Origin of the sequence: Campylobacter sp. IFREMER_LSEM_CL1890 (assembly GCF_025772045.1) — a bacterium.
Lineage (GTDB): Bacteria > Campylobacterota > Campylobacteria > Campylobacterales > Campylobacteraceae > Campylobacter_D > Campylobacter_D lari_D.
On sequence record NZ_JAKMRK010000003.1, the window covers coordinates 26664 to 44517 of the forward strand.

19 protein-coding genes are annotated in these 17854 nt (G+C 29.5%); 10 read left to right on the top strand and 9 right to left on the bottom strand.

Annotated elements, in window-relative coordinates:
• Positions 1-3 precede the first annotated feature (3 nt).
• Positions 4-747, bottom strand: a complete 744-nt coding sequence (gene fabG, locus L8W57_RS02065; RefSeq protein ID WP_220566803.1) for a 3-oxoacyl-ACP reductase FabG — start codon at positions 745-747, stop codon at positions 4-6.
• Positions 748-761: 14 nt separating this feature from the next.
• A complete protein-coding gene (gpmI, locus tag L8W57_RS02070) occupies positions 762-2240 on the bottom strand; it encodes a 2,3-bisphosphoglycerate-independent phosphoglycerate mutase (protein WP_263661905.1) in 1479 nt (492 codons plus the stop codon).
• A 78-nt stretch (positions 2241-2318) separates the two neighbouring features.
• On the opposite strand from gpmI, the gene mraY reads away from it, so the two are divergent.
• Positions 2319-3377: a phospho-N-acetylmuramoyl-pentapeptide-transferase gene (gene mraY, locus L8W57_RS02075; RefSeq protein WP_263661906.1), complete on the top strand. Its 1059-nt coding sequence runs from the start codon at positions 2319-2321 to the stop codon at positions 3375-3377.
• Positions 3377-4576, top strand: a complete 1200-nt coding sequence (gene murD, locus L8W57_RS02080; protein ID WP_263661908.1) for a UDP-N-acetylmuramoyl-L-alanine--D-glutamate ligase — start codon at positions 3377-3379, stop codon at positions 4574-4576. The genes mraY and murD overlap by 1 nt, the downstream gene beginning before the upstream one ends.
• On the opposite strand, the gene L8W57_RS02085 is transcribed toward murD, so the two are convergent.
• Positions 4568-5431: a LysR family transcriptional regulator gene (locus L8W57_RS02085; protein WP_263661909.1), complete on the bottom strand. Its 864-nt coding sequence runs from the start codon at positions 5429-5431 to the stop codon at positions 4568-4570. The two genes, murD and L8W57_RS02085, sit on opposite strands and share 9 nt — an antisense overlap.
• 106 nt (positions 5432-5537) lie before the next feature.
• On the opposite strand from L8W57_RS02085, the gene L8W57_RS02090 reads away from it, so the two are divergent.
• Positions 5538-6575 (top strand): YeiH family protein, encoded by a 1038-nt coding sequence (locus L8W57_RS02090; RefSeq protein ID WP_263661910.1) that lies wholly within the window; start codon positions 5538-5540, stop codon positions 6573-6575.
• A gap of 57 nt (positions 6576-6632) precedes the next feature.
• Here L8W57_RS02090 and L8W57_RS02095 read toward each other — a convergent pair whose 3' ends face one another.
• A complete protein-coding gene (locus tag L8W57_RS02095) occupies positions 6633-7469 on the bottom strand; it encodes a universal stress protein (protein WP_263661911.1) in 837 nt (278 codons plus the stop codon).
• Positions 7470-7488: 19 nt separating this feature from the next.
• On the bottom strand, positions 7489-8589 hold the full coding sequence (gene prfB / locus L8W57_RS02100; protein WP_263661913.1) for a peptide chain release factor 2: 1101 nt from the start codon (positions 8587-8589) through the stop codon (positions 7489-7491).
• Between the two features lie 76 nt (positions 8590-8665).
• Between prfB and rimO the strand changes: the two genes are divergently transcribed.
• Both rimO and tilS read left to right on the top strand, forming a co-directional pair.
• On the top strand, positions 8666-9982 hold the full coding sequence (rimO, locus tag L8W57_RS02105; protein ID WP_263661914.1) for a 30S ribosomal protein S12 methylthiotransferase RimO: 1317 nt from the start codon (positions 8666-8668) through the stop codon (positions 9980-9982).
• Positions 9975-10934, top strand: a complete 960-nt coding sequence (gene tilS, locus L8W57_RS02110; RefSeq protein ID WP_263661915.1) for a tRNA lysidine(34) synthetase TilS — start codon at positions 9975-9977, stop codon at positions 10932-10934. Before rimO ends, tilS begins: the two co-directional genes overlap by 8 nt.
• Here the strand turns inward: tilS and L8W57_RS02115 are convergent.
• The 3 genes from L8W57_RS02115 to L8W57_RS02125 all read right to left on the bottom strand — a co-directional run bounded on the left by L8W57_RS02115 (position 10915) and on the right by L8W57_RS02125 (position 13745).
• Positions 10915-12282: a phosphomannomutase/phosphoglucomutase gene (locus tag L8W57_RS02115; RefSeq protein ID WP_263661916.1), complete on the bottom strand. Its 1368-nt coding sequence runs from the start codon at positions 12280-12282 to the stop codon at positions 10915-10917. The genes tilS and L8W57_RS02115 overlap by 20 nt on opposite strands.
• A 1-nt stretch (position 12283) precedes the next feature.
• Positions 12284-13282 (bottom strand): hypothetical protein, encoded by a 999-nt coding sequence (locus tag L8W57_RS02120; RefSeq protein WP_133319607.1) that lies wholly within the window; start codon positions 13280-13282, stop codon positions 12284-12286.
• Between the two features lie 253 nt (positions 13283-13535).
• Positions 13536-13745, bottom strand: coding sequence for a hypothetical protein (locus L8W57_RS02125; protein ID WP_039662706.1), 210 nt, complete (start codon positions 13743-13745; stop codon positions 13536-13538).
• A 168-nt stretch (positions 13746-13913) separates the two neighbouring features.
• Between L8W57_RS02125 and L8W57_RS02130 the strand changes: the two genes are divergently transcribed.
• The 5 genes from L8W57_RS02130 (at position 13914) to L8W57_RS02150 (ending at position 17244) form a co-directional block, all read left to right on the top strand.
• Entirely contained in the window at positions 13914-14387 is a 474-nt protein-coding gene (locus L8W57_RS02130; protein WP_263661141.1) for a hypothetical protein, read from the top strand.
• A gap of 3 nt (positions 14388-14390) precedes the next feature.
• On the top strand, positions 14391-14870 hold the full coding sequence (locus tag L8W57_RS02135) for a hypothetical protein (protein ID WP_133319609.1): 480 nt from the start codon (positions 14391-14393) through the stop codon (positions 14868-14870).
• Positions 14871-14957: 87 nt separating this feature from the next.
• A complete protein-coding gene (locus L8W57_RS02140; RefSeq protein WP_133319610.1) occupies positions 14958-16532 on the top strand; it encodes an ABC-F family ATP-binding cassette domain-containing protein in 1575 nt (524 codons plus the stop codon).
• Positions 16529-16861, top strand: a complete 333-nt coding sequence (locus tag L8W57_RS02145) for a hypothetical protein (RefSeq protein WP_039617462.1) — start codon at positions 16529-16531, stop codon at positions 16859-16861. Before L8W57_RS02140 ends, L8W57_RS02145 begins: the two co-directional genes overlap by 4 nt.
• A 50-nt stretch (positions 16862-16911) precedes the next feature.
• Positions 16912-17244 (top strand): hypothetical protein, encoded by a 333-nt coding sequence (locus L8W57_RS02150; protein WP_133319611.1) that lies wholly within the window; start codon positions 16912-16914, stop codon positions 17242-17244.
• 19 nt (positions 17245-17263) lie between these two features.
• Here L8W57_RS02150 and L8W57_RS02155 read toward each other — a convergent pair whose 3' ends face one another.
• Positions 17264-17845, bottom strand: coding sequence for an IMPACT family protein (locus L8W57_RS02155; RefSeq protein WP_133319612.1), 582 nt, complete (start codon positions 17843-17845; stop codon positions 17264-17266).
• Positions 17846-17854: the final 9 nt, after the last annotated feature.

Genomic DNA, 17854 nt, shown 5'->3' on the forward strand with positions numbered 1-17854 from the left:
TGCTTACATATAAAGCCCGCCATTGACTTTTAAAATCTCTCCTGTGATATAAGAAGAATGATCACTTAATAAAAATGCCACAGCTTGAGCTACTTCACTAGCATCTGCAAAACGCTTTAAAGGGATATTGTTAATATAATTTTGTTTAATCTCATCACTTAAAACTTCAGTCATATCACTTTTTATAAAACCTGGGGTAATGCAGTTATATCTTATATTTCTTGCTGCGCCTTCTTTAGCAAAAGATTTTGTTAGAGCTATCATACCGCCTTTACTAGCACTATAATTAGTTTGGCCTGCATTTCCCATTTCTCCAACTATAGAAGCAATATTTACAACCGCACCAAAACGCTTTTTACTCATAGTTTTTAATGCCTCTCTACAACCTAAAAAACTTGAATTTAAATTAGCATTAATCACTGAAGAAAAATCATCCATACTCATTCTAAGTGCTAATTTATCATTAGTAATACCTGCATTATTAACTAAATAACTAAGCTCACCATCACTTTCTACTATAGTTGCAATAGCGCTTGTAAATTCTTCTTCAACACTTGCATCAAATTTAATCACAGCCGCACAACCACCACTTTTTTCTATCTCTTCTTTTAGTGCATCAGCAAGTTCAGGCTTACTTCTATAATTAATCCAAACTTTTAAGCCATAACTTGCTAATTCTTTGGCTATTGCTGCACCTATACCTTTACTTGCACCTGTTATTAAAACATTTTTTCCACTAAATTTCATTGTTCTCCTTTAAATTAAAATAAAGCCTCATCCATTTCTTTTGGGATAGGTAAGTTTAAAATTTTAAGCACACTTGGTGCTATATTACTAAGCCCCATGCCTTCTTTAAGCTTTTCTACTCCTTTAGCTTCGACAAAAGCAAAAACATCAAAGGTTGTGTGATTAGTGAGCATATTTTCTTTTTCATCCCTCATCGCTTCACAGTTTCCATGATCTGAAGTAATAATAAAAGCATAATCATGCTCTCTTGCTTTAGCAATAACCCTACCTAAACACTCATCTACACATTCAACCGCACTAATCGCAGCTTCAAAATCACCCGTATGTCCTACCATATCACCATTTGCAAAATTTACTACGATAAAATCCATACCACTTTCTATACCCTTAAGCACCTCATCTGTGACTTCTTTAGCACTCATTTGAGGTTTTTCATCGTATGTTTTTACTTTAGGACTTGGAATTAAAATTCTTGTTTCATTGCATTCTAATTCTTCTTTTCCCCCATTAAAGAAAAAGGTTACATGAGCGTATTTTTCTGTTTCAGCTGTGTGAAGTTGGCTTAAATTTGCATTAGCTATCACAGAAGCTAAAGTATTATTTAACTCTTCTTTTTCAAACATCACAGGTAGTTTAAAACTCTCATCATACAAACTCATAGTAATGGCATTTTTTATAAGCACTTCTTTTGGAAATTCATTAAAACTTTCTTGGGTTAAAGAAGCGACTAATTGACGCATTCTATCATTTCTAAAATTGATAAAAATCACACCATCTTCAGCCTTAATTCCATCAAAGTTTTGACTAATAACTGGGGTTAAAAACTCATCTGTGATATTTTCATCATAGTTTTTTTGTATAAATTGCATAAAATCATCACACTTTGGTGCCTTAGCAAATAAAGCATCATAATAAGACTTAACCCTATCATAGCGCTTATCTCTATCCATAGCATAAAATCTTCCCGATAAAGAAGCAAAATTAACCCCTTCTTTTTCGCAAAATTCCTGTAAAGATTTTATAAATTCTAAACCTGAATTTGGAGGACAATCCCTACCATCACTAATTGCATGCGCAAAAACTTCTTTATTTTCTTGCCTACAAATTTTTAAAAGTGCATTAAAATGTGTATGCATAGAATGCACCCCGCCATCACTATAAAGCCCTATAATATGCACTCTTTTGCATTTTTGCAATAATTCTTTTAAAGCCTTATTGTCTTTTAAAGTGTCATTTTCTATGGCTTTATTTATCTTGACTAAATTTTGATAGATTATGCGTCCACTACCTATACACATATGCCCTACTTCGCTATTACCCATTTGACCTTCAGGTAAACCAACTGCCAAGCCACTTGTTTTTATCAAAACATTAGGGGTATTTTCAAAAAGCTTATCATAAGTTGGCTTTTTAGCATGAAAAAAAGCATTATAGTTTGAATTTGTATTATATCCTATACCATCTGTGATTATCAAAATACATTTTTGACTCATTTTTTACTCTTTTTTATAATTTATTTATGTGATTTTACTAAAATTATGCTTTTAAAAAACAAATACAAGGTTAAAATTTTGCTTTATCTTACAGAATATACAAATTATATGTTTTTTTCTTATATTAGCGTGCGTGCTGGTTTTGCATTTTTTATTGCTTTATTTTTGAGTTTGTATTTAATGCCAAAATTTATCAAATGGGCTCAAAATAAAAAAGCAAATCAACCTATTTATGAATACGCTCCACAATCACACCAAGCTAAATCTCATACCCCTACTATGGGTGGGCTTGTTTTTATCTTTGCTACTATCATAGCAAGTGTTTTAAGCGCTGATTTAAATAATAGTTTTGCAATCGTTGGATTATTATGTTTAGTACTATTTTGTACTATAGGCTTAGTTGATGATTTGGGGAAAATTTTAAAAAAAGACAATCACGCAGGATTAAGCCCAAAAATGAAACTACTAGGGCAATTTAGCGCTGCTTTTATTTGTGTTGGATTATTATATTTATTTGATATAAATACTGAATTTTATTTACCTTTTTACAAACATGCTATTTTTGATGGCGGTATGTTTATGTTGTTTTTATGGATTTTAGTTATTGTATCAAGCTCTAATGCTGTAAATTTAACCGATGGACTTGATGGTCTTGCAACCGTGCCTTCTATATTTTCTCTTTTAAGCCTTGGAGCTTTTTTGTATTTAAGTGGAAATGCTATTTATAGTTCTTATTTATTTTTACCTAAAATTCAAGGTCTAGGAGAACTTGTGGTATTAAGCGCGGCTTTAGTTGGTGCGCTTATGGGATTTTTGTGGTATAACTGCTATCCTGCACAAGTTTTTATGGGAGATAGTGGGAGTTTAAGCATAGGGGCGTTTTTAGGCTATCTTGGTATAGTAAGTAAAAATGAAATTTTACTTTTACTGATAGGCTTTGTATTTGTTTTAGAAACTATTTCAGTGATTTTACAAGTAGGAAGTTTTAAAATCTTTAACAAAAGAGTATTTAAAATGGCACCTATTCATCATCATTTTGAAAAAATAGGTTGGGTGGAAAATAAAATCATTGTGCGTTTTTGGATGATAGCCTTACTTGCAAATATTATTGCATTAATTAGTATAAAGTTAAGATAATGAAAATTTCACTTTTTGGATACGGAAAAACAACTAAAGCTTTTGCACAGCGTTTTGGAAATTGCGATATTTATGATGATCATTTTGCAAGTATAAGTAAAGATGAATTTAACAATACACTTTTACCGCCTTGTGAATTTGATCCTTTAAAAAGTGACTTAGAAATTCCAAGTCCTGGCTTTCCAAATGATCATTCTCTCATACAGCAAGCAAAAAATTTAAGCAGTGAGTATGATTTTTTTTATGATGGCATGCCAAAAAGTGTTTGGATAAGCGGAACAAATGGCAAAACCACCACCACCCAAATGACACATCATCTTTTAAAACATATCAATGCACAAATGGGAGCAAACATAGGAACTCCTTTAGCACAAATGGATATTAGTGCTAAATTATGGATTTTAGAAAGCTCATCTTTTTCGCTTTTTTACACCAAAGTAGCTAAACCTGAAATTTATGCACTTTTACCTATCACACTTGATCATCTTTCTTGGCACAAAAGCTTTGAAAACTACGAGCAAGCAAAGCTTAGCGTGCTTGAAAGAATGAATGAAAATGATGTGGTAATTTTACCTAAAAAGTATGAGGCTTATCCAACCCATGCTTATGTTATAAGCTATGAAGATGAGCAAGATTTAGCTAAAAAAATGCAAATTGATTTAGAAAAAATTCATTTTAAAACCCCTTTTTTGCTTGATGCTCTTATTGCCTTAAGTATAGAAAAAATCATACTAGATCGTTGCTCTTATGAGCTTTTAAATGAGTTTAAAATAGAAAAAAATAAACTTGAAGAAATATTTGATCATAAAAATAGACTTTGGGTAAATGATACTAAAGCGACTAATCTTGATGCTAGTTTAGCTGCTCTTAAACGCTATAAGGATAAAAAAATTCATCTTATCATAGGTGGGGATGATAAGGGAGTGAATTTAAGTGCTTTATTTGCTTTTATGAAAGAGCTTGATATAGAGCTTTATGCCATAGGAAAAAGCACCAATAAAATGCTTGAATATGCTAAAAATGCTAATTTAAAAGCACATTTTTGCGAGTTTTTACCTAAAGCGGTAGAAAAAATCAATCAAAACTTAACTAATGATGAAGTAGCCCTACTAAGCCCTGCTTGTGCAAGCTTAGATCAGTTTAAGTCTTATGAAGAAAGAGGAGAGCTTTTTAAAAAATGTATTCAAGAATTAAGCTAAATCTTTTTGAATGCAAAATTTTAAAAACTCACATAAATTTATAAACTTATTGCTTGGTTCTTTATTTTTATGATAAATCAAGCAAAGCTCTCTTGAAATTTTAAAATTTTTTAATCTTACTTCAAATAAACTTTTAGCTTCAAGCTCTTCTTTAACACTAAATTTAGGTAAAACTGCTAAAAATTTACCTTTTTTAACTAACTCTTTTATCATAGCAGTTGAGTTTAACTCATAAACCAAATTAAGCTTTACATCTTTAGGTAAAGCATTTAAAAACACTTCTTTTGCACCTGAACCTTGCTCACGACTTAGCCATTTAAAATCCTTTAATTCATCTATGAAAAATTCTTTTTTGAAGTCATTTTTACTCACCACAATAAGCTCATCATCACAAATTTTAATCTTTTTTATATCCTTATCTTTGCAAATACCTTCAATTAAACCTATATCGATTTCTTTATCTAAAATATCTTTGATGATATTTTGACTATTATCCAAAGACAAATTTAACTTGATATTTTCTGCCTTTTGATCTAAAAAAGTTCCTAGTAAATAAGTGCCTACATTTTGACTAACTTTCATACTTATTTCATAGCTTTGATCATCTTGCATTGCTTTTTCTATGCGTTCAAATTCTAAAATCAAAGGAGTGATTTGTTTTAAAAAAACCTTTCCTTTTTCATTTAAGCTTAAAAATTTAGCATTTCTATCAAAAAGCTTGGTGTTTAAACTTTTTTCAAGTTCAAATATAGCTAAAGACAAAGCAGATTGAGTTATATTTAATTCTTTAGCACAAGCTCTTAAATTTAAATTTCTACACAAGGCTTGAAAATATTTTATTTGTTTAAAAGTCATAAGCACTCTTTTGATAAATATTTTTAATTATTATATCAAATAAAATTAATTTTACTTATCATAAAAAAATCATTAAGATTACAAAAAACAAAAAAAGGAAAAATTCATGCATAAAAATATATATAAAAATAGAAAATTTGAAGCTTTTTTACTGCTTTTTACTCTTGCTTTTTGTGCTTTTGCTATTTCTGAGCTTAATTTTTTTAAAAATCTTGGAATTTCAGCTTTAATCATAGCCGTGATTTTGGGAGCTTTAATAGGAAATTTAGCACATCAAAATACAAATTTACTTAAAAAATCAGGAGTTTTAAGCATAGCAACAAAAGAAATTTTAAGACTTGGAATTATACTTTATGGTTTTAGAATTACTTTTAATGATTTGGAAAAAGTTGGATTAAATGGGATTTTGCTAGCATTTTTAGTGGTGTTTTCTACCTTTTTTATAGGGCTTTTACTAGGAAAATTATTCAAACTTGATCTTAAAGAAAGCATACTTATAAGTAGTGGCTCAAGCATTTGTGGAGCAGCTGCTGTGATGGCTAGTGAAAGCATTGTTAAAGGTGGCTCTGCTAAAGTTGGCGTAGCAGTTTGCACTGTGGTTGTGTTTGGAACTTTAGGGATGTTTTTATATCCTTTGGCTTGGAATTTAGGTTGGTTTGATTTTTTTAATTTAAAGCAAATAGGGTATTTCATGGGAGCAAGCTTGCATGAAGTTGCACATGCTGTTGCAGCAGGTGAAGCTGTAAAAGCAGGAGATAGTGCTGTCATAGAAAAAATGATGCGTGTTTTAATGCTAGTGCCTTTTTTGATTTTCTTAAGTCTTTTTTCATTGAAATTTCTAAGTAAAAATAATGAAAAAATCTCCATTAAAGCAAATATTCCTTATTTTGCTTTGTGGTTTTTATTTGCATGCGGTATTAGCTCACTTGAAATATTAAATACAGATTTTGCGCTTAACTATATAAAACCAAGCATACAAACTATAGACACACTTTTGCTTTCTATGGCTATGGTAGCTTTAGGAGTAAATATCCATAAAAATGTTTTAAAAAATGCAGGTTTTAAACCATTTTTAATGGCATTTTTTCTTTTTATATGGTTAATCTTTATATCAATTAGTTTTATTTTATTATTAAATTTATAAATACATGAAAATTCTTCATGTATTTATTTTATAATCTTTAATCAAAATAGATTAATGTTAGCGAATCAACAATAAAGGTTTTTTAGCCTTAGTTAAAATATCATTTGTCAAACTACCAAATAAAATACTTTTTACCCAATGATGTGAATAAGCTCCCATGATCAATAAATCTATATCATTTTGCTCACCAAAATCAAATAAAGCTTGAGTAATCTCTCCATTTAAATATTGAGTTTGTACATTTAAATTTGCTTCTTTAAAAATTTGACCTACTTGAGCTAATAACTCACAAGAAGCTTTTTCATCTTTAGAAACATTTACTACATAACGCTTTGCTTCTTTAAAAATAGGTCTTTTAATGGCTTGCTCTATGGCCTTTTTAGCTAAATTACTCCCATCATAAGCCATCATTACACTTTTAATCTCTTTAAAAGCAGAATTTACAAGCAAAATAGGCACATTTAAAGCTCTTACTAATTCTTCTGTATGAATACCTATTTTATTTTTCTTACCCCCGCCTTTTAAACCTGCTATGGCTAATCTTATTTGATCATTATATTCTTTTAAAACCTCTTCTAAGTCTCCATCTCTTTGCACACTAAAGCATTCTTTTACGCCTTGTTCTTTTGCATAAGCACAAAATTCTTCTAAAATTCTTTGCCCTTTTTTGCAAAGATTTTCATTTTTTTGGCTTTGCTCTTCTACTAAATCTTCAATCACACACCCACTAGCACCTATGCCAAAACTACAAGCTAATTCAGCATTAGTAAAATTTGGTTCTATAGTATATAAAAACATTAAAGGTAAATCTAGCTTTTTAGCTAAATACACCCCATAATGCAAACTTTCCCTACAAGGCTCTAAAACATCTACACAAACTAGAATTTTTTCCATTTAATATCCTTTTGTAGTATTAATCTTGTGCTTTTTGCGCTATTAAAACACCTTCTATGATTTTTTTAATATCCCCATCTAAGATATTATCAACCTGTGAAAAAGCTTCATTTGAGCGCGTGTCTTTGACCTGTTGATAAGGAAAAAGCACATAAGAGCGGATTTGATGACCCCAACCTATCTCACTTTTTTCGCTTGAATTTGCTTCATCTTGTTGTTTCATAAGCTCAAGCTCATAAAGGCGTGATTTTAGCATTTTAAAAGCAGTTGCTTTGTTTTTGTGTTGGCTTCTATCATTTTGACATTGCACTACTATACCACTTGGCATATGAGTTATGCGCACTGCTGATTCAGTTTTATTAATATGCTGTCCACCCGCTCCGCTTGCTCTATAATAATCAATCCTTATATCTTTTTCTTCAATTTCTATTTCAATATCATCATCAAGTTCAGGCGAAACCATCACGCTAGAAAAACTCGTATGGCGACGCCCTGCACTATCAAAAGGAGAAGTTCTTACTAAACGATGAATGCCATTTTCAGCTTTTAAATACCCATAAGCATTTTCACCTTTTACTAAAAAGCTAACATCTTTAAGCCCTGCTTCTTCGCCTTCTTGAAAGTCAAGCGTTTCTACTTTAAAACCTTCTCTTTCACAAAATCTCAAATACATCCTATAAAGCATGCTAGTCCAGTCATTACTCTCCGTTCCGCCTGCTCCTGGGTGAATGGAAACTATGGCATTTTTACCATCATTCTCCCCGCTTAAAAGCATAGAAATTTCAAGATTTACAATAAGATCTTCTAGCTTATTTGCATCTTCAAATAAAGCTTCTATGGTGTCTAAATCATTTTCACTATTAGCAAGATCAAAAAGCTCGCTTGCATCATTTAAAGCATTATTTGCATTTTCATAATTTTTAAGTAAATTTGAAATTTTAGTTTTTTCTTTACCTATAACGCCTGCTTGTTTTACATCACTCCAAAAAGAAGGGGAATTTTCTAAATTTTCTATTTCTTTTAATCTTGCTTTTATCTCTTCAGGCTTAATGATAGAAGCGATATTTCCAACTTTGTTTTTTAATTTTTTTAAAAGTTCGCTGTATTCGTAATTATCCATAAAAATTTTCTTTCTAATTTTGATATAATTTAATCTTATAATTTTAGCAAAAAATAAAACATTTAAAGTGAGAAATATGCCAAAACTTTTTTTAATGTCTTTAGGTTGTAATAAAAATTTAGTTGATAGTGAAATCATGCTTGGAAGATTAAGTAATTATGAAATTTGTGATGAGCCAAGCTTAGCTGATGTTTTGATTGTAAATACCTGTGGTTTTATAGATAGTGCTAAAAAAGAAAGCATAAATGCGATTTTAGACTTACACGAGCAAAGAAAAAAGGACTCGTTGCTGGTTGTAACAGGATGTTTAATGCAGCGCTACCGCGAAGAATTAATGAAAGAACTACCTGAAGTTGATCTTTTTACCGGTGTGGGAGATTATGAAAAAATTGATGAAATGATACTTAAAAAAACTAATCTATTTTCAAATTCTACTTACTTGCAAGATAAAAATACTAATCGTGTGATCACAGGATCAAACTATCATGCTTTTATCAAAATAGCTGAAGGGTGCAATCAAAAATGTTCATTTTGCGCTATACCAAGTTTTAAAGGCAAACTTAAATCAAGAAGCTTAGAAAGTATTATAAATGAAGTAAAAGAACTTGTTAAAAAAGGCTATAAAGACTTTTCTTTTATTGCTCAAGATACAAGCTCGTATTTGTTTGATCAAGGTCAAAAAGATGGACTTTTAAAGCTTATTGAAGCTATAGAAAATATCCAAGGTGTAAAGGCTGCTAGAATTTTATATCTATATCCAACAAGCATTAGTAAAGAAGTGATAGAAAAAATCATTCAGTCAAAAGTTTTTGTAAATTATTTTGATATGCCTTTACAACACATCAGTGATAATATGCTTAAAATCATGAAACGCGGAGCTAACAAAGCTAAATTAATCGAGCTTTTAAATTTAATGAAACAAGCTCCAAATTCATTTTTACGCACAGGTTTTATAGTAGGACATCCTAGAGAAAGTGATGAGGACTTTGAAGAATTATGCACTTTTATAAAAGAATTTGGTTTTGATAGAATTAGTGTTTTTGCTTATTCTAAAGAAGAAGATACCGCAGCTTTTGAAATGGAACAAATTCCTAGTAAAATCATCAATGCAAGATTAAAAGTGATAGAAAAAATTGTTGATGATTGCATAGAAAAAAGCTTTAATCAACAAGTTGGCAAAAAAACCTTAGCATTTTGTGAAGGTCAAAGCTCTGAAGGAGAATTTTTCATCGGTGCAAAAGATTTGCGTTGGGATAGAAATATTGATGGAGAAATTCTCATCAATGAAAGTGATTGTGGCGATTTAGAAATGGGTGAGCTTTATGAGTGTGAAATCACACAAAGTTTAGATAAAAAACTCATTGCAAAAGCCTTAAGAAAGTTTAATGATTGATAGCAAATATTTAAATCATTTAAAGCAAGGGAAAAATCTTTTAGCATTTTCACATGGGAGTGATTCTAGTGCTTTATTTTTCATACTTTTAGAAAAAAATGTAGATTTTGACCTTGCTTTTATAAACTACAAAACTCGCAAAAATAGCGATAAAGAAGAGCAAAGTGCCAAAGAATTAGCCAAGCATTTTCATAAAAAAATTTACATCAAAACTGCACCCAAGATAACAAAAAATTTCGAAGCTTGTGCAAGAGCTTTGCGTTATGAATTTTTTGAAGAACTTTGCAAAAACCACTCTTATGATAATCTTTTACTAGCTCATCATTTAAATGATAAACTAGAATGGTTTTTAATGCAATTTTCCAAAGGCGCAGGACTTAGAGAATTACTTGGTTTTAAAGATATTGAAAAAAGAAAATATTTTACCATCATAAGACCCTTGCTTGAAATTCCAAAAGAAGAAATTTCAAACTACCTAAAAAACAACAATATCGCTTATTTTCATGATGAGAGTAATGATGATGAAAAATATTTTAGAAATTTCATACGCAAAAATTTTGCCAATGAGTTTTTAAAGCTTTATCCAAATGGAGTAAAAAAGAGCTTTAAATACCTAGAAAAAGACTTAAAAGAAGAAAATATTTGTGAATTTAAAAATATTTACATTACTCATAAAGATGAAAGTTTAATCGCAAAATGTTTTAAAAAACTTGGAGTACTTTTAAGTGCTAAACAAAGACAAGAAACTTTAAAAGGCGATGGAGTAATTTCGCATAAAATAGGCATTGTTTACATACAAGAAAAAGTTTTGATTTTTCCTTTTGTAAGTTGTGAGAAAATGCCAAAAGAATTTAAAGAAATTTATAGAAAAGCAAAAATCCCTAAACTCTTAAGAGCATATTTATACACAAAAAATATTGATGTAAAAGAACTTATGCAAGCTCTTTTATGATTTCTTCAAAAAGTTCTTTTAATCTTGTTTCTAAAAAGTCTTTAAATTCAGCACTTGTAGCTTCAGCACGCATGATAAGATATGGACTTGTATTAGAAGCACGCAAAAGCGCCCAGCCTTCTTTAAAGGTAATTCTAACTCCGTCAATTTCATTACAATCAAGCACATTTTCAAAAGCATTTGCTTTTACTTTTTCTTTAAATTTTTCTATGATTTGAAATTTATTTTCTTCACTAACCTTAAGCTTAATCTCTTCACTTGCATAAAGTTTTGGTAATTCTTTAACTAATTTTTCTATATCAAAACCATTTACTAAAAGCTCTAAAGTTCTTAAAAATGCATAAATTCCATCATCATAACCAAAATATCTATCTTTAAAGAAAATATGCCCACTAAGCTCTGCTGCTATGTCGATATTTTGCTCTTTCATCATTTTTTTAATATTAGAATGCCCGGTCTTACCCATCATGATAAAACCAAATTTAGCTACCTCATCGAAAAGATTTTTAGAACATTTTACTTCACCTAAAACTCTAGGATTTTTTATATTTTTAGCAAATAAATAGCAAAGCTCATCGCCCTTAAATACATAATCTTTACTTGCAACCACCAAGCGATCTCCATCTCCGTCAAAAGCAAAGCCCATTTTTGCATTTTCATTTTCTTTTAGCGCAACTTGCAATGCGTGTAAATTTTCAAGCTCTGTTGGATCGGGCGCGTGATTTGGGAAATTTCCATCAGGATTTTCAAATAAAATTTGTGCATTAAGATTTAATTTTTCCACCAAAGGCTTTATAATCACTCCAGTAGCTCCATTTGCACAATCAATAATGATTTTTTCTTTATAGCCCTTAAGATGTGAAAAATGTTTAGCTAAAAAGTCTATATATAAGCTTTTAATATCATAATTTTCATATCTTAAATCATCATTGATTTCAAGTTCTAAATACTCTTGCACTTTTAAAGAAAGCTTTTTCAAATCAGCACCAAAAAAACTTTCTTTATTAATCGTTATTTTAAAGCCATTGTATTCTTTTGGATTATGCGAACCTGTTATCATGATATTTGCATCAAAAATTTCATCAAAAAATAGACTAAAATACCCCATAGGAGTTGGTGCTAAGCCTATATTGAAAACTTGCATATTAGCTTTATTTAAACCGCTGATTAAATAGTTAAAAAGTTCATTTGCACTATATCTTGCATCATAGCCTACGCTTACTTTCTCACAACCCCTTGATTTCATTTCTAAACCCAAAGCATAGCCTATAGCTTTTACACTTTTTTCATTTAACTCACTTGGGTAAAGCCCTCTTATATCATACTCTCTAAAAATCAAATCTAACATTTTAATCCTTTTGTCTTCTAAGTTCTAATTTTGCTTGTTTTAAACTTTCTTCTATGTTTTCATTTTTACTTGATAAACAAAGTTTAATTTCTAACTTTACATTTTGTTCTTTAAATTCAAAACAATATTTTTGCATAAAATTTTCAAGCATTTGAAGCTTGCTTTGCACAAAGGCTATATTTTCATTTTCAAATACAATAATAAAATAATCCTTATCATCTTTAAAAACCCTAGCATGTAAAGCTTTTTTTAAAATCCTAGCAAATTCATGCATTATAAACTCACCCATTTTTGAGTCTTTTTGATGATAAATTTCATTGATATTTTTTACTTCAATCAAGGCTAAATGAAAATTTTCAAGTCCTTGAGCATATCTTCTTAAGGCCTTTAAATTTGGCAAATTGGTTAAAGTGTCAAAAAAGGCTATTTTATAAGCTTTATACACTAAAAATCCTATCAACACCAAAGAAGCAAATTCATAATAACCCAAATCAACACTATTGTAAAATAAAAATTGCACGCTCAAGCCCATATAAGCTAGCAAAAAATGAAAATCATTATTTTTAAAATATGAAAATAATAAAAATATCATTCCTACCCAAAACACACAAAAGCTTAACTCACTAATAGGCTTAAAAAATTGCGTTGAAAGGCCAAAAATTTCACTTGTAATGCTTGCATTAAAATTAGTACTTGTGCTAAGTATTAACGCTACAAAACCCATAAAGGCTAAATACGCAAATTTAATAAAATTAATTCTTTCAAAAACAAGCTTACTATCTTGCAAAAAAACAAAAAGCACAAAAGAAAAAGGTAAAAATACCGAGATAAACAAATGCGCTTGATATTCACTTGCCACTAAAGATAAAGCCCTAGCACATAAAATCAACAAAAGCAAGAAAAAAATCTTATTTTGCTTAAAAAAATAAGCTAAAAATAAAGCTAAAAATTCCAAAACAAAACTAAAAGAAGGTAAAAAAGATAATAAAACTAAACTCAATCAAATAACCTTAATTTAAAAATAATTTTAAAAATTATACAACAATTTTAAATTATTTTTTTAATACATATTATAAGTAAAATAAAAATAGAAATTAAAATAAATATGCCTGAAATATGCTTAGTAAAAAATAATGTAATTTATCTTAGATAGTTAAATTTCAAAGCAACAAATAATAACACGAAAAAACTTTTAAAATAAAACTTTATGAAATTAAAAAGCTAATAAATATATTAAAATCATTAAATTGTTTTTATTTAAATTTTGCAATTTCATCTTGTATGGTTTGATTTATCTCAAGTAGCTCTTCATAATTTTTTTTATTTTTTTCCAAAAGTTCATCAAATTTAAAGCCAAGCATAACGATGCGATATAAATTAGGTTTGTATTTTCTCCAATTATACAAAGTGCTAACATCAATATCTAATTCATATGCCATATCGCGTTTGCTCTTTTTTGCCATAAGCTACCCTAAATTTTTAAATACTTATGGGCTGATTTTACATTAAAAATTCTTTATTAAAAACAATTGAAATATTCTATGTTTTATTTAATTAATATTGATTATTTCAATATTAATTAAGCTAAATTGTGGAATAATTTAATATCATTTTTTAAAAAGGAGTTTTTTATGGATAAAGTGGATTCGATAGCAAACATTGCGTGGGCTATTGGTGGTGATTATGAATTAGATTTAATTGAACAAAAGCTTGGAAAATTTTCTAGCGAACAATTAAAGCAATTTGATAGTAGGATAGATAAACTAAATTTAAAAGAAGCACCAAAATTACGATTTTTAACATTTTTTTTCGGTGCTTTTGGAATTGCTAGATTTATGACTGGGCGAAAAGTTGCAGGTTGGATAAGAATATTTCTTTTGGTTGTTATACTTATTCTTCCACGGATTGTGTTTAATGGACTCCAAAGTGAATTCGCAGGGATTGCATTTGTATTTGGAGGTGCAATTTTAATCGGTTTAAAAATCTTAATTATAATTTTATGGATTTGGGATATTACAAGAGCTGATGATTTGGCTTATAGTTATAATTTTTATCAAATTATGGATTTGATACAAAATATAGAAAATGAAGATAAACAAGAATAAATAATGATGAATTTTAACGCGTTAATTACACTTCAAGGTGCAGCTAACACAGGAAAAACTGCAAGCATTTCTCGTGCATTTTTACGTACCTTAGAAAAGAAGCCTTTGATAAGATATTTTAAATATTATGAAAAAGGAGATTTTATAGCCATAGTAGAATTTAAAGATCAATATGTGTCTTTTTGCTCAGCTGGTGATGATTTGGAACTTGTAAATAAATTTGAGCTCTTAAATAAGGAAGCTTTGGAGCAAGGTGTAAAGTGCTTCGATGTTTTTATAGTTGCATATCGCACAAGGGGTAAAACTTGTGAAATTATAAAACAATACTTAGAGCAAAATACTCAAGCGAGAGTTAAAGAGTTTAAAAGCCTAATTAAGAGTGAGTTTTATGAGGAAAATGGGAAATTTTTACAGACAAAAATGGAGAAATATGTAGAGCAGTGTTCTGAAGAGCTTTACAAAACGATTAAATCTTTTCTTTAGTATGATATTTTAGGTTTGACTTGATTCAAGCCCTTCTTCATTCAAAAGTTTTTCGCTACAATATCTAGAAAATTCTTAAGGAAAATTATGGTAGAAATAAAAAATCTCACTATGCGTTTTGCAAATCAACTTTTATTTGAAGATGTAAATTTAAAATTAAACCGTGGTGAAAGATATGGACTTATAGGTGCAAATGGCGCAGGAAAATCAACCTTTTTAAAAATTCTCTCAGGTGAAATAGAATCAAGCAGTGGAGAAATTTGCATAGATCCAAATTTAAAAATCGCAGTGTTAGGACAAGATCAATTTGCTTTTGAAAACTACACTATCAAAGATGCGGTAATGTGTGCAAATAAAAGATTATATGATGCACTAAAAGAAAAAGAAAAACTTTATATGAGTGAAGAATTTACCGATGAAATCAATGATAGATTAAGCGAGCTTGAAATCATAACAGCAGAAGAAGATCCAAACTATGATTGCGAACTTAGATGTGAAAAAATTCTTAGCTCTTTAAATATTAAAGATTTTAATGCTCTCATGAGTACTTTACAAAGTGCGGATAAATTTAAAGTTTTATTAGCTCAAGTATTATTTTTAGGTGCTGATGTATTATTTTTAGATGAACCTACAAACAACCTTGACTTAGAAGCTATTTCTTGGCTTGAAAATGAACTTTTAAGACATGAGGGAACTTTAGTAGTAATTAGCCATGATAGACATTTTCTAAATAAAGTTTGTACAAGAATTTTAGATGTGGATTTTAAACAAATACGCGATTTTGCTGGAAATTATGATGATTGGTATATGGCTTCAACCTTGCTTGCTAAACAAGCTGAACTCAAACGCGATAAAACCTTAAAAGAAAGAGAAGAATTAGAAAATTTCATACGCCGTTTTAGTGCTAATGCTTCAAAAGCCAAACAAGCTACAAGTAGAGCTAAAGCTTTAGAAAAACTTGAGCTTGAAGAGATTAAAACTTCAAGTAGGCGTGATCCTAGTATAGTTTTTAGAACAAATAGAGAAATAGGAAATGAAGTTTTAGAATTAAAAGGTATTAGCAAAGCTTATGATAAAACTTTATTTGAGAATTTAGAATTAAAATTAGAAAAAGGTGATAAAATAGCCTTAATCGGAGCAAATGGTGTTGGAAAAAGCACTTTAGCTAAAATCATTGCATCAAAATTAGAACCTGATAGTGGCCACATCCACCTTGGTGCTACCATAGAAATGGGATATTTTTCACAAGATACGACAAATTTAATCAATGAAAATTTGAAACTTTATGAATGGTTAATGAGTGAAAAATTCAAAGATTTAGATGAAATTCGCAAATGTCTTGGTAGAATGCTCTTTAGCGGAAGTGATCAAGAAAAAATGGCTTCTAGCTTAAGTGGAGGTGAAAAACACCGCTTAATGCTTTCAAGATTAATGTTAGAACGCGGAAATTTCTTGCTTTTAGATGAACCGGATAATCATTTAGATCTTGAAAGTATCATTGCATTAGGTGAAGCCTTGTATAATTTCAAAGGTTGTGTGATATGCATAAGCCACGATAGAGAGCTAATTAGTGCTTTTGCTAATCGTATATGGTTTTTAGAAGATGGGAAATTAACAGACTTTAAAGGAAATTATGACGAATTTTTAGGAGGTTTAGAATGAATTCGTTTAAGATAAAATATGCAGCTGGTTTTGGACATTTTACTCAAAATCACAGAGGTTTTGGCCCAACTATTTATGTAGAAGAAAGTATTGATTTTCAAAGTGAAAAAGATTATTTTGACTATGTTGAATTTTATGAAAAATTCAGCAAAGAAGATGATACTTATTTTCACATTTCATTTTTAGAAGATCGCCCTTTAACTTCTCAAGAATTAGAAAGTAGAAATGCTTATAGAAAACTAAGAGATGAGCGCTGTAATAAAGCTAGAGAAGAGTTTATCAAAAACAATGAAATAGAAGCTGAATACTACCCAACTCATGGTGATTAAGGAATGATTTTTGCTTGTTTTTTCCTTGTAATATTTTGAAAGGAGAAAACATGCAAGTTAACCATGATAATTTATCGGTTAAAGAGTATGGATATGGTCAAAGTAGTGCCTATAAAAGCACTCAAGGAGCTAATGAAGACTTTATGTCTTTACTTAGTCAAAACAATAGCGAAAATTTAAACGAGCAAAGTATAAAACTTGATGAGCTTTTTTCAAAAGCCATGAGTCAAGATCAATTTAGCACAGGAATTTTTAGCTCAAATATGTCAAATATTTACAATTATCGTTTTAGAGGACAAAACGAAACTCCTATGCAAGTTAATATAGAAGAAAAACAAGAGCCACAAAAAGATATGGTAAAAGATCTTTTAAATTCTTTATGAAAATGAAGTAAGCAAACGCTTACTTCCAAATAAGTCCACTAAATTCAAACTCTTTTGCAAATTTTTTAAATTCCTCTTCTTCTTTTGCATTAACACTTAAAATCAATTCAACATTTTCTTGAAATTTTTTTTCATAAGAAATGTTATTTTTATTTAAAAAATGCTCAAATCTTGCATAAAGATAAAAAGGAATGTTTAAACTTAAAATATTTTTAGCTTCAAATTCTAAAAGCATTGCATTTAAAATAGCTTCATTTGTAGCTTCACTATAAGCTCTTACAAGACCACCTGTACCAAGTTTAATCCCTCCAAAATAACGCACCACAATCACCGCACAATTAACAAGCAAAGCCCCTCTTAATACATTCAAACAAGGCATAGCAGAAGTTCCTTTTGGCTCACCATCATCGCTTTTATCTTCTATGATTTGATCAAATTCATTTAAATACCTATAAGCATATACAAAATGCACGGCTTTTAAATGCTCATTTCTTAGCTTTTGCATTAAAGTTTGAAAATCTTCAAAAGGACATAAAAAAGACAAAAAAGTTGATTTTTTGATTTCTATTTTTGCTTGATAAATTTGATCAATAGTTTTCATTTTTTCCTT

Bases quoted from the DNA above. Each gene is read 5' to 3' on its own strand.
- fabG (WP_220566803.1), bottom strand. From the start codon at position 747: ATGAAATTTAGTGGAAAAAATGTTTTAATAACAGGTGCAAGTAAAGGT.
- gpmI (WP_263661905.1), bottom strand. From the start codon at position 2,240: ATGAGTCAAAAATGTATTTTGATAATCACAGATGGTATAGGATATAAT.
- murD (WP_263661908.1), top strand. From the start codon at position 3,377: ATGAAAATTTCACTTTTTGGATACGGAAAAACAACTAAAGCTTTTGCA.
- L8W57_RS02085 (WP_263661909.1), bottom strand. From the start codon at position 5,431: ATGACTTTTAAACAAATAAAATATTTTCAAGCCTTGTGTAGAAATTTA.
- L8W57_RS02090 (WP_263661910.1), top strand. From the start codon at position 5,538: ATGCATAAAAATATATATAAAAATAGAAAATTTGAAGCTTTTTTACTG.
- L8W57_RS02095 (WP_263661911.1), bottom strand. From the start codon at position 7,469: ATGGAAAAAATTCTAGTTTGTGTAGATGTTTTAGAGCCTTGTAGGGAA.
- prfB (WP_263661913.1), bottom strand. From the start codon at position 8,589: ATGGATAATTACGAATACAGCGAACTTTTAAAAAAATTAAAAAACAAA.
- rimO (WP_263661914.1), top strand. From the start codon at position 8,666: ATGCCAAAACTTTTTTTAATGTCTTTAGGTTGTAATAAAAATTTAGTT.
- tilS (WP_263661915.1), top strand. From the start codon at position 9,975: ATGATTGATAGCAAATATTTAAATCATTTAAAGCAAGGGAAAAATCTT.
- L8W57_RS02115 (WP_263661916.1), bottom strand. From the start codon at position 12,282: ATGTTAGATTTGATTTTTAGAGAGTATGATATAAGAGGGCTTTACCCA.
- L8W57_RS02125 (WP_039662706.1), bottom strand. From the start codon at position 13,745: ATGGCAAAAAAGAGCAAACGCGATATGGCATATGAATTAGATATTGAT.
- L8W57_RS02130 (WP_263661141.1), top strand. From the start codon at position 13,914: ATGGATAAAGTGGATTCGATAGCAAACATTGCGTGGGCTATTGGTGGT.
- L8W57_RS02135 (WP_133319609.1), top strand. From the start codon at position 14,391: ATGATGAATTTTAACGCGTTAATTACACTTCAAGGTGCAGCTAACACA.
- L8W57_RS02140 (WP_133319610.1), top strand. From the start codon at position 14,958: ATGGTAGAAATAAAAAATCTCACTATGCGTTTTGCAAATCAACTTTTA.
- L8W57_RS02145 (WP_039617462.1), top strand. From the start codon at position 16,529: ATGAATTCGTTTAAGATAAAATATGCAGCTGGTTTTGGACATTTTACT.
- L8W57_RS02150 (WP_133319611.1), top strand. From the start codon at position 16,912: ATGCAAGTTAACCATGATAATTTATCGGTTAAAGAGTATGGATATGGT.
- L8W57_RS02155 (WP_133319612.1), bottom strand. From the start codon at position 17,845: ATGAAAACTATTGATCAAATTTATCAAGCAAAAATAGAAATCAAAAAA.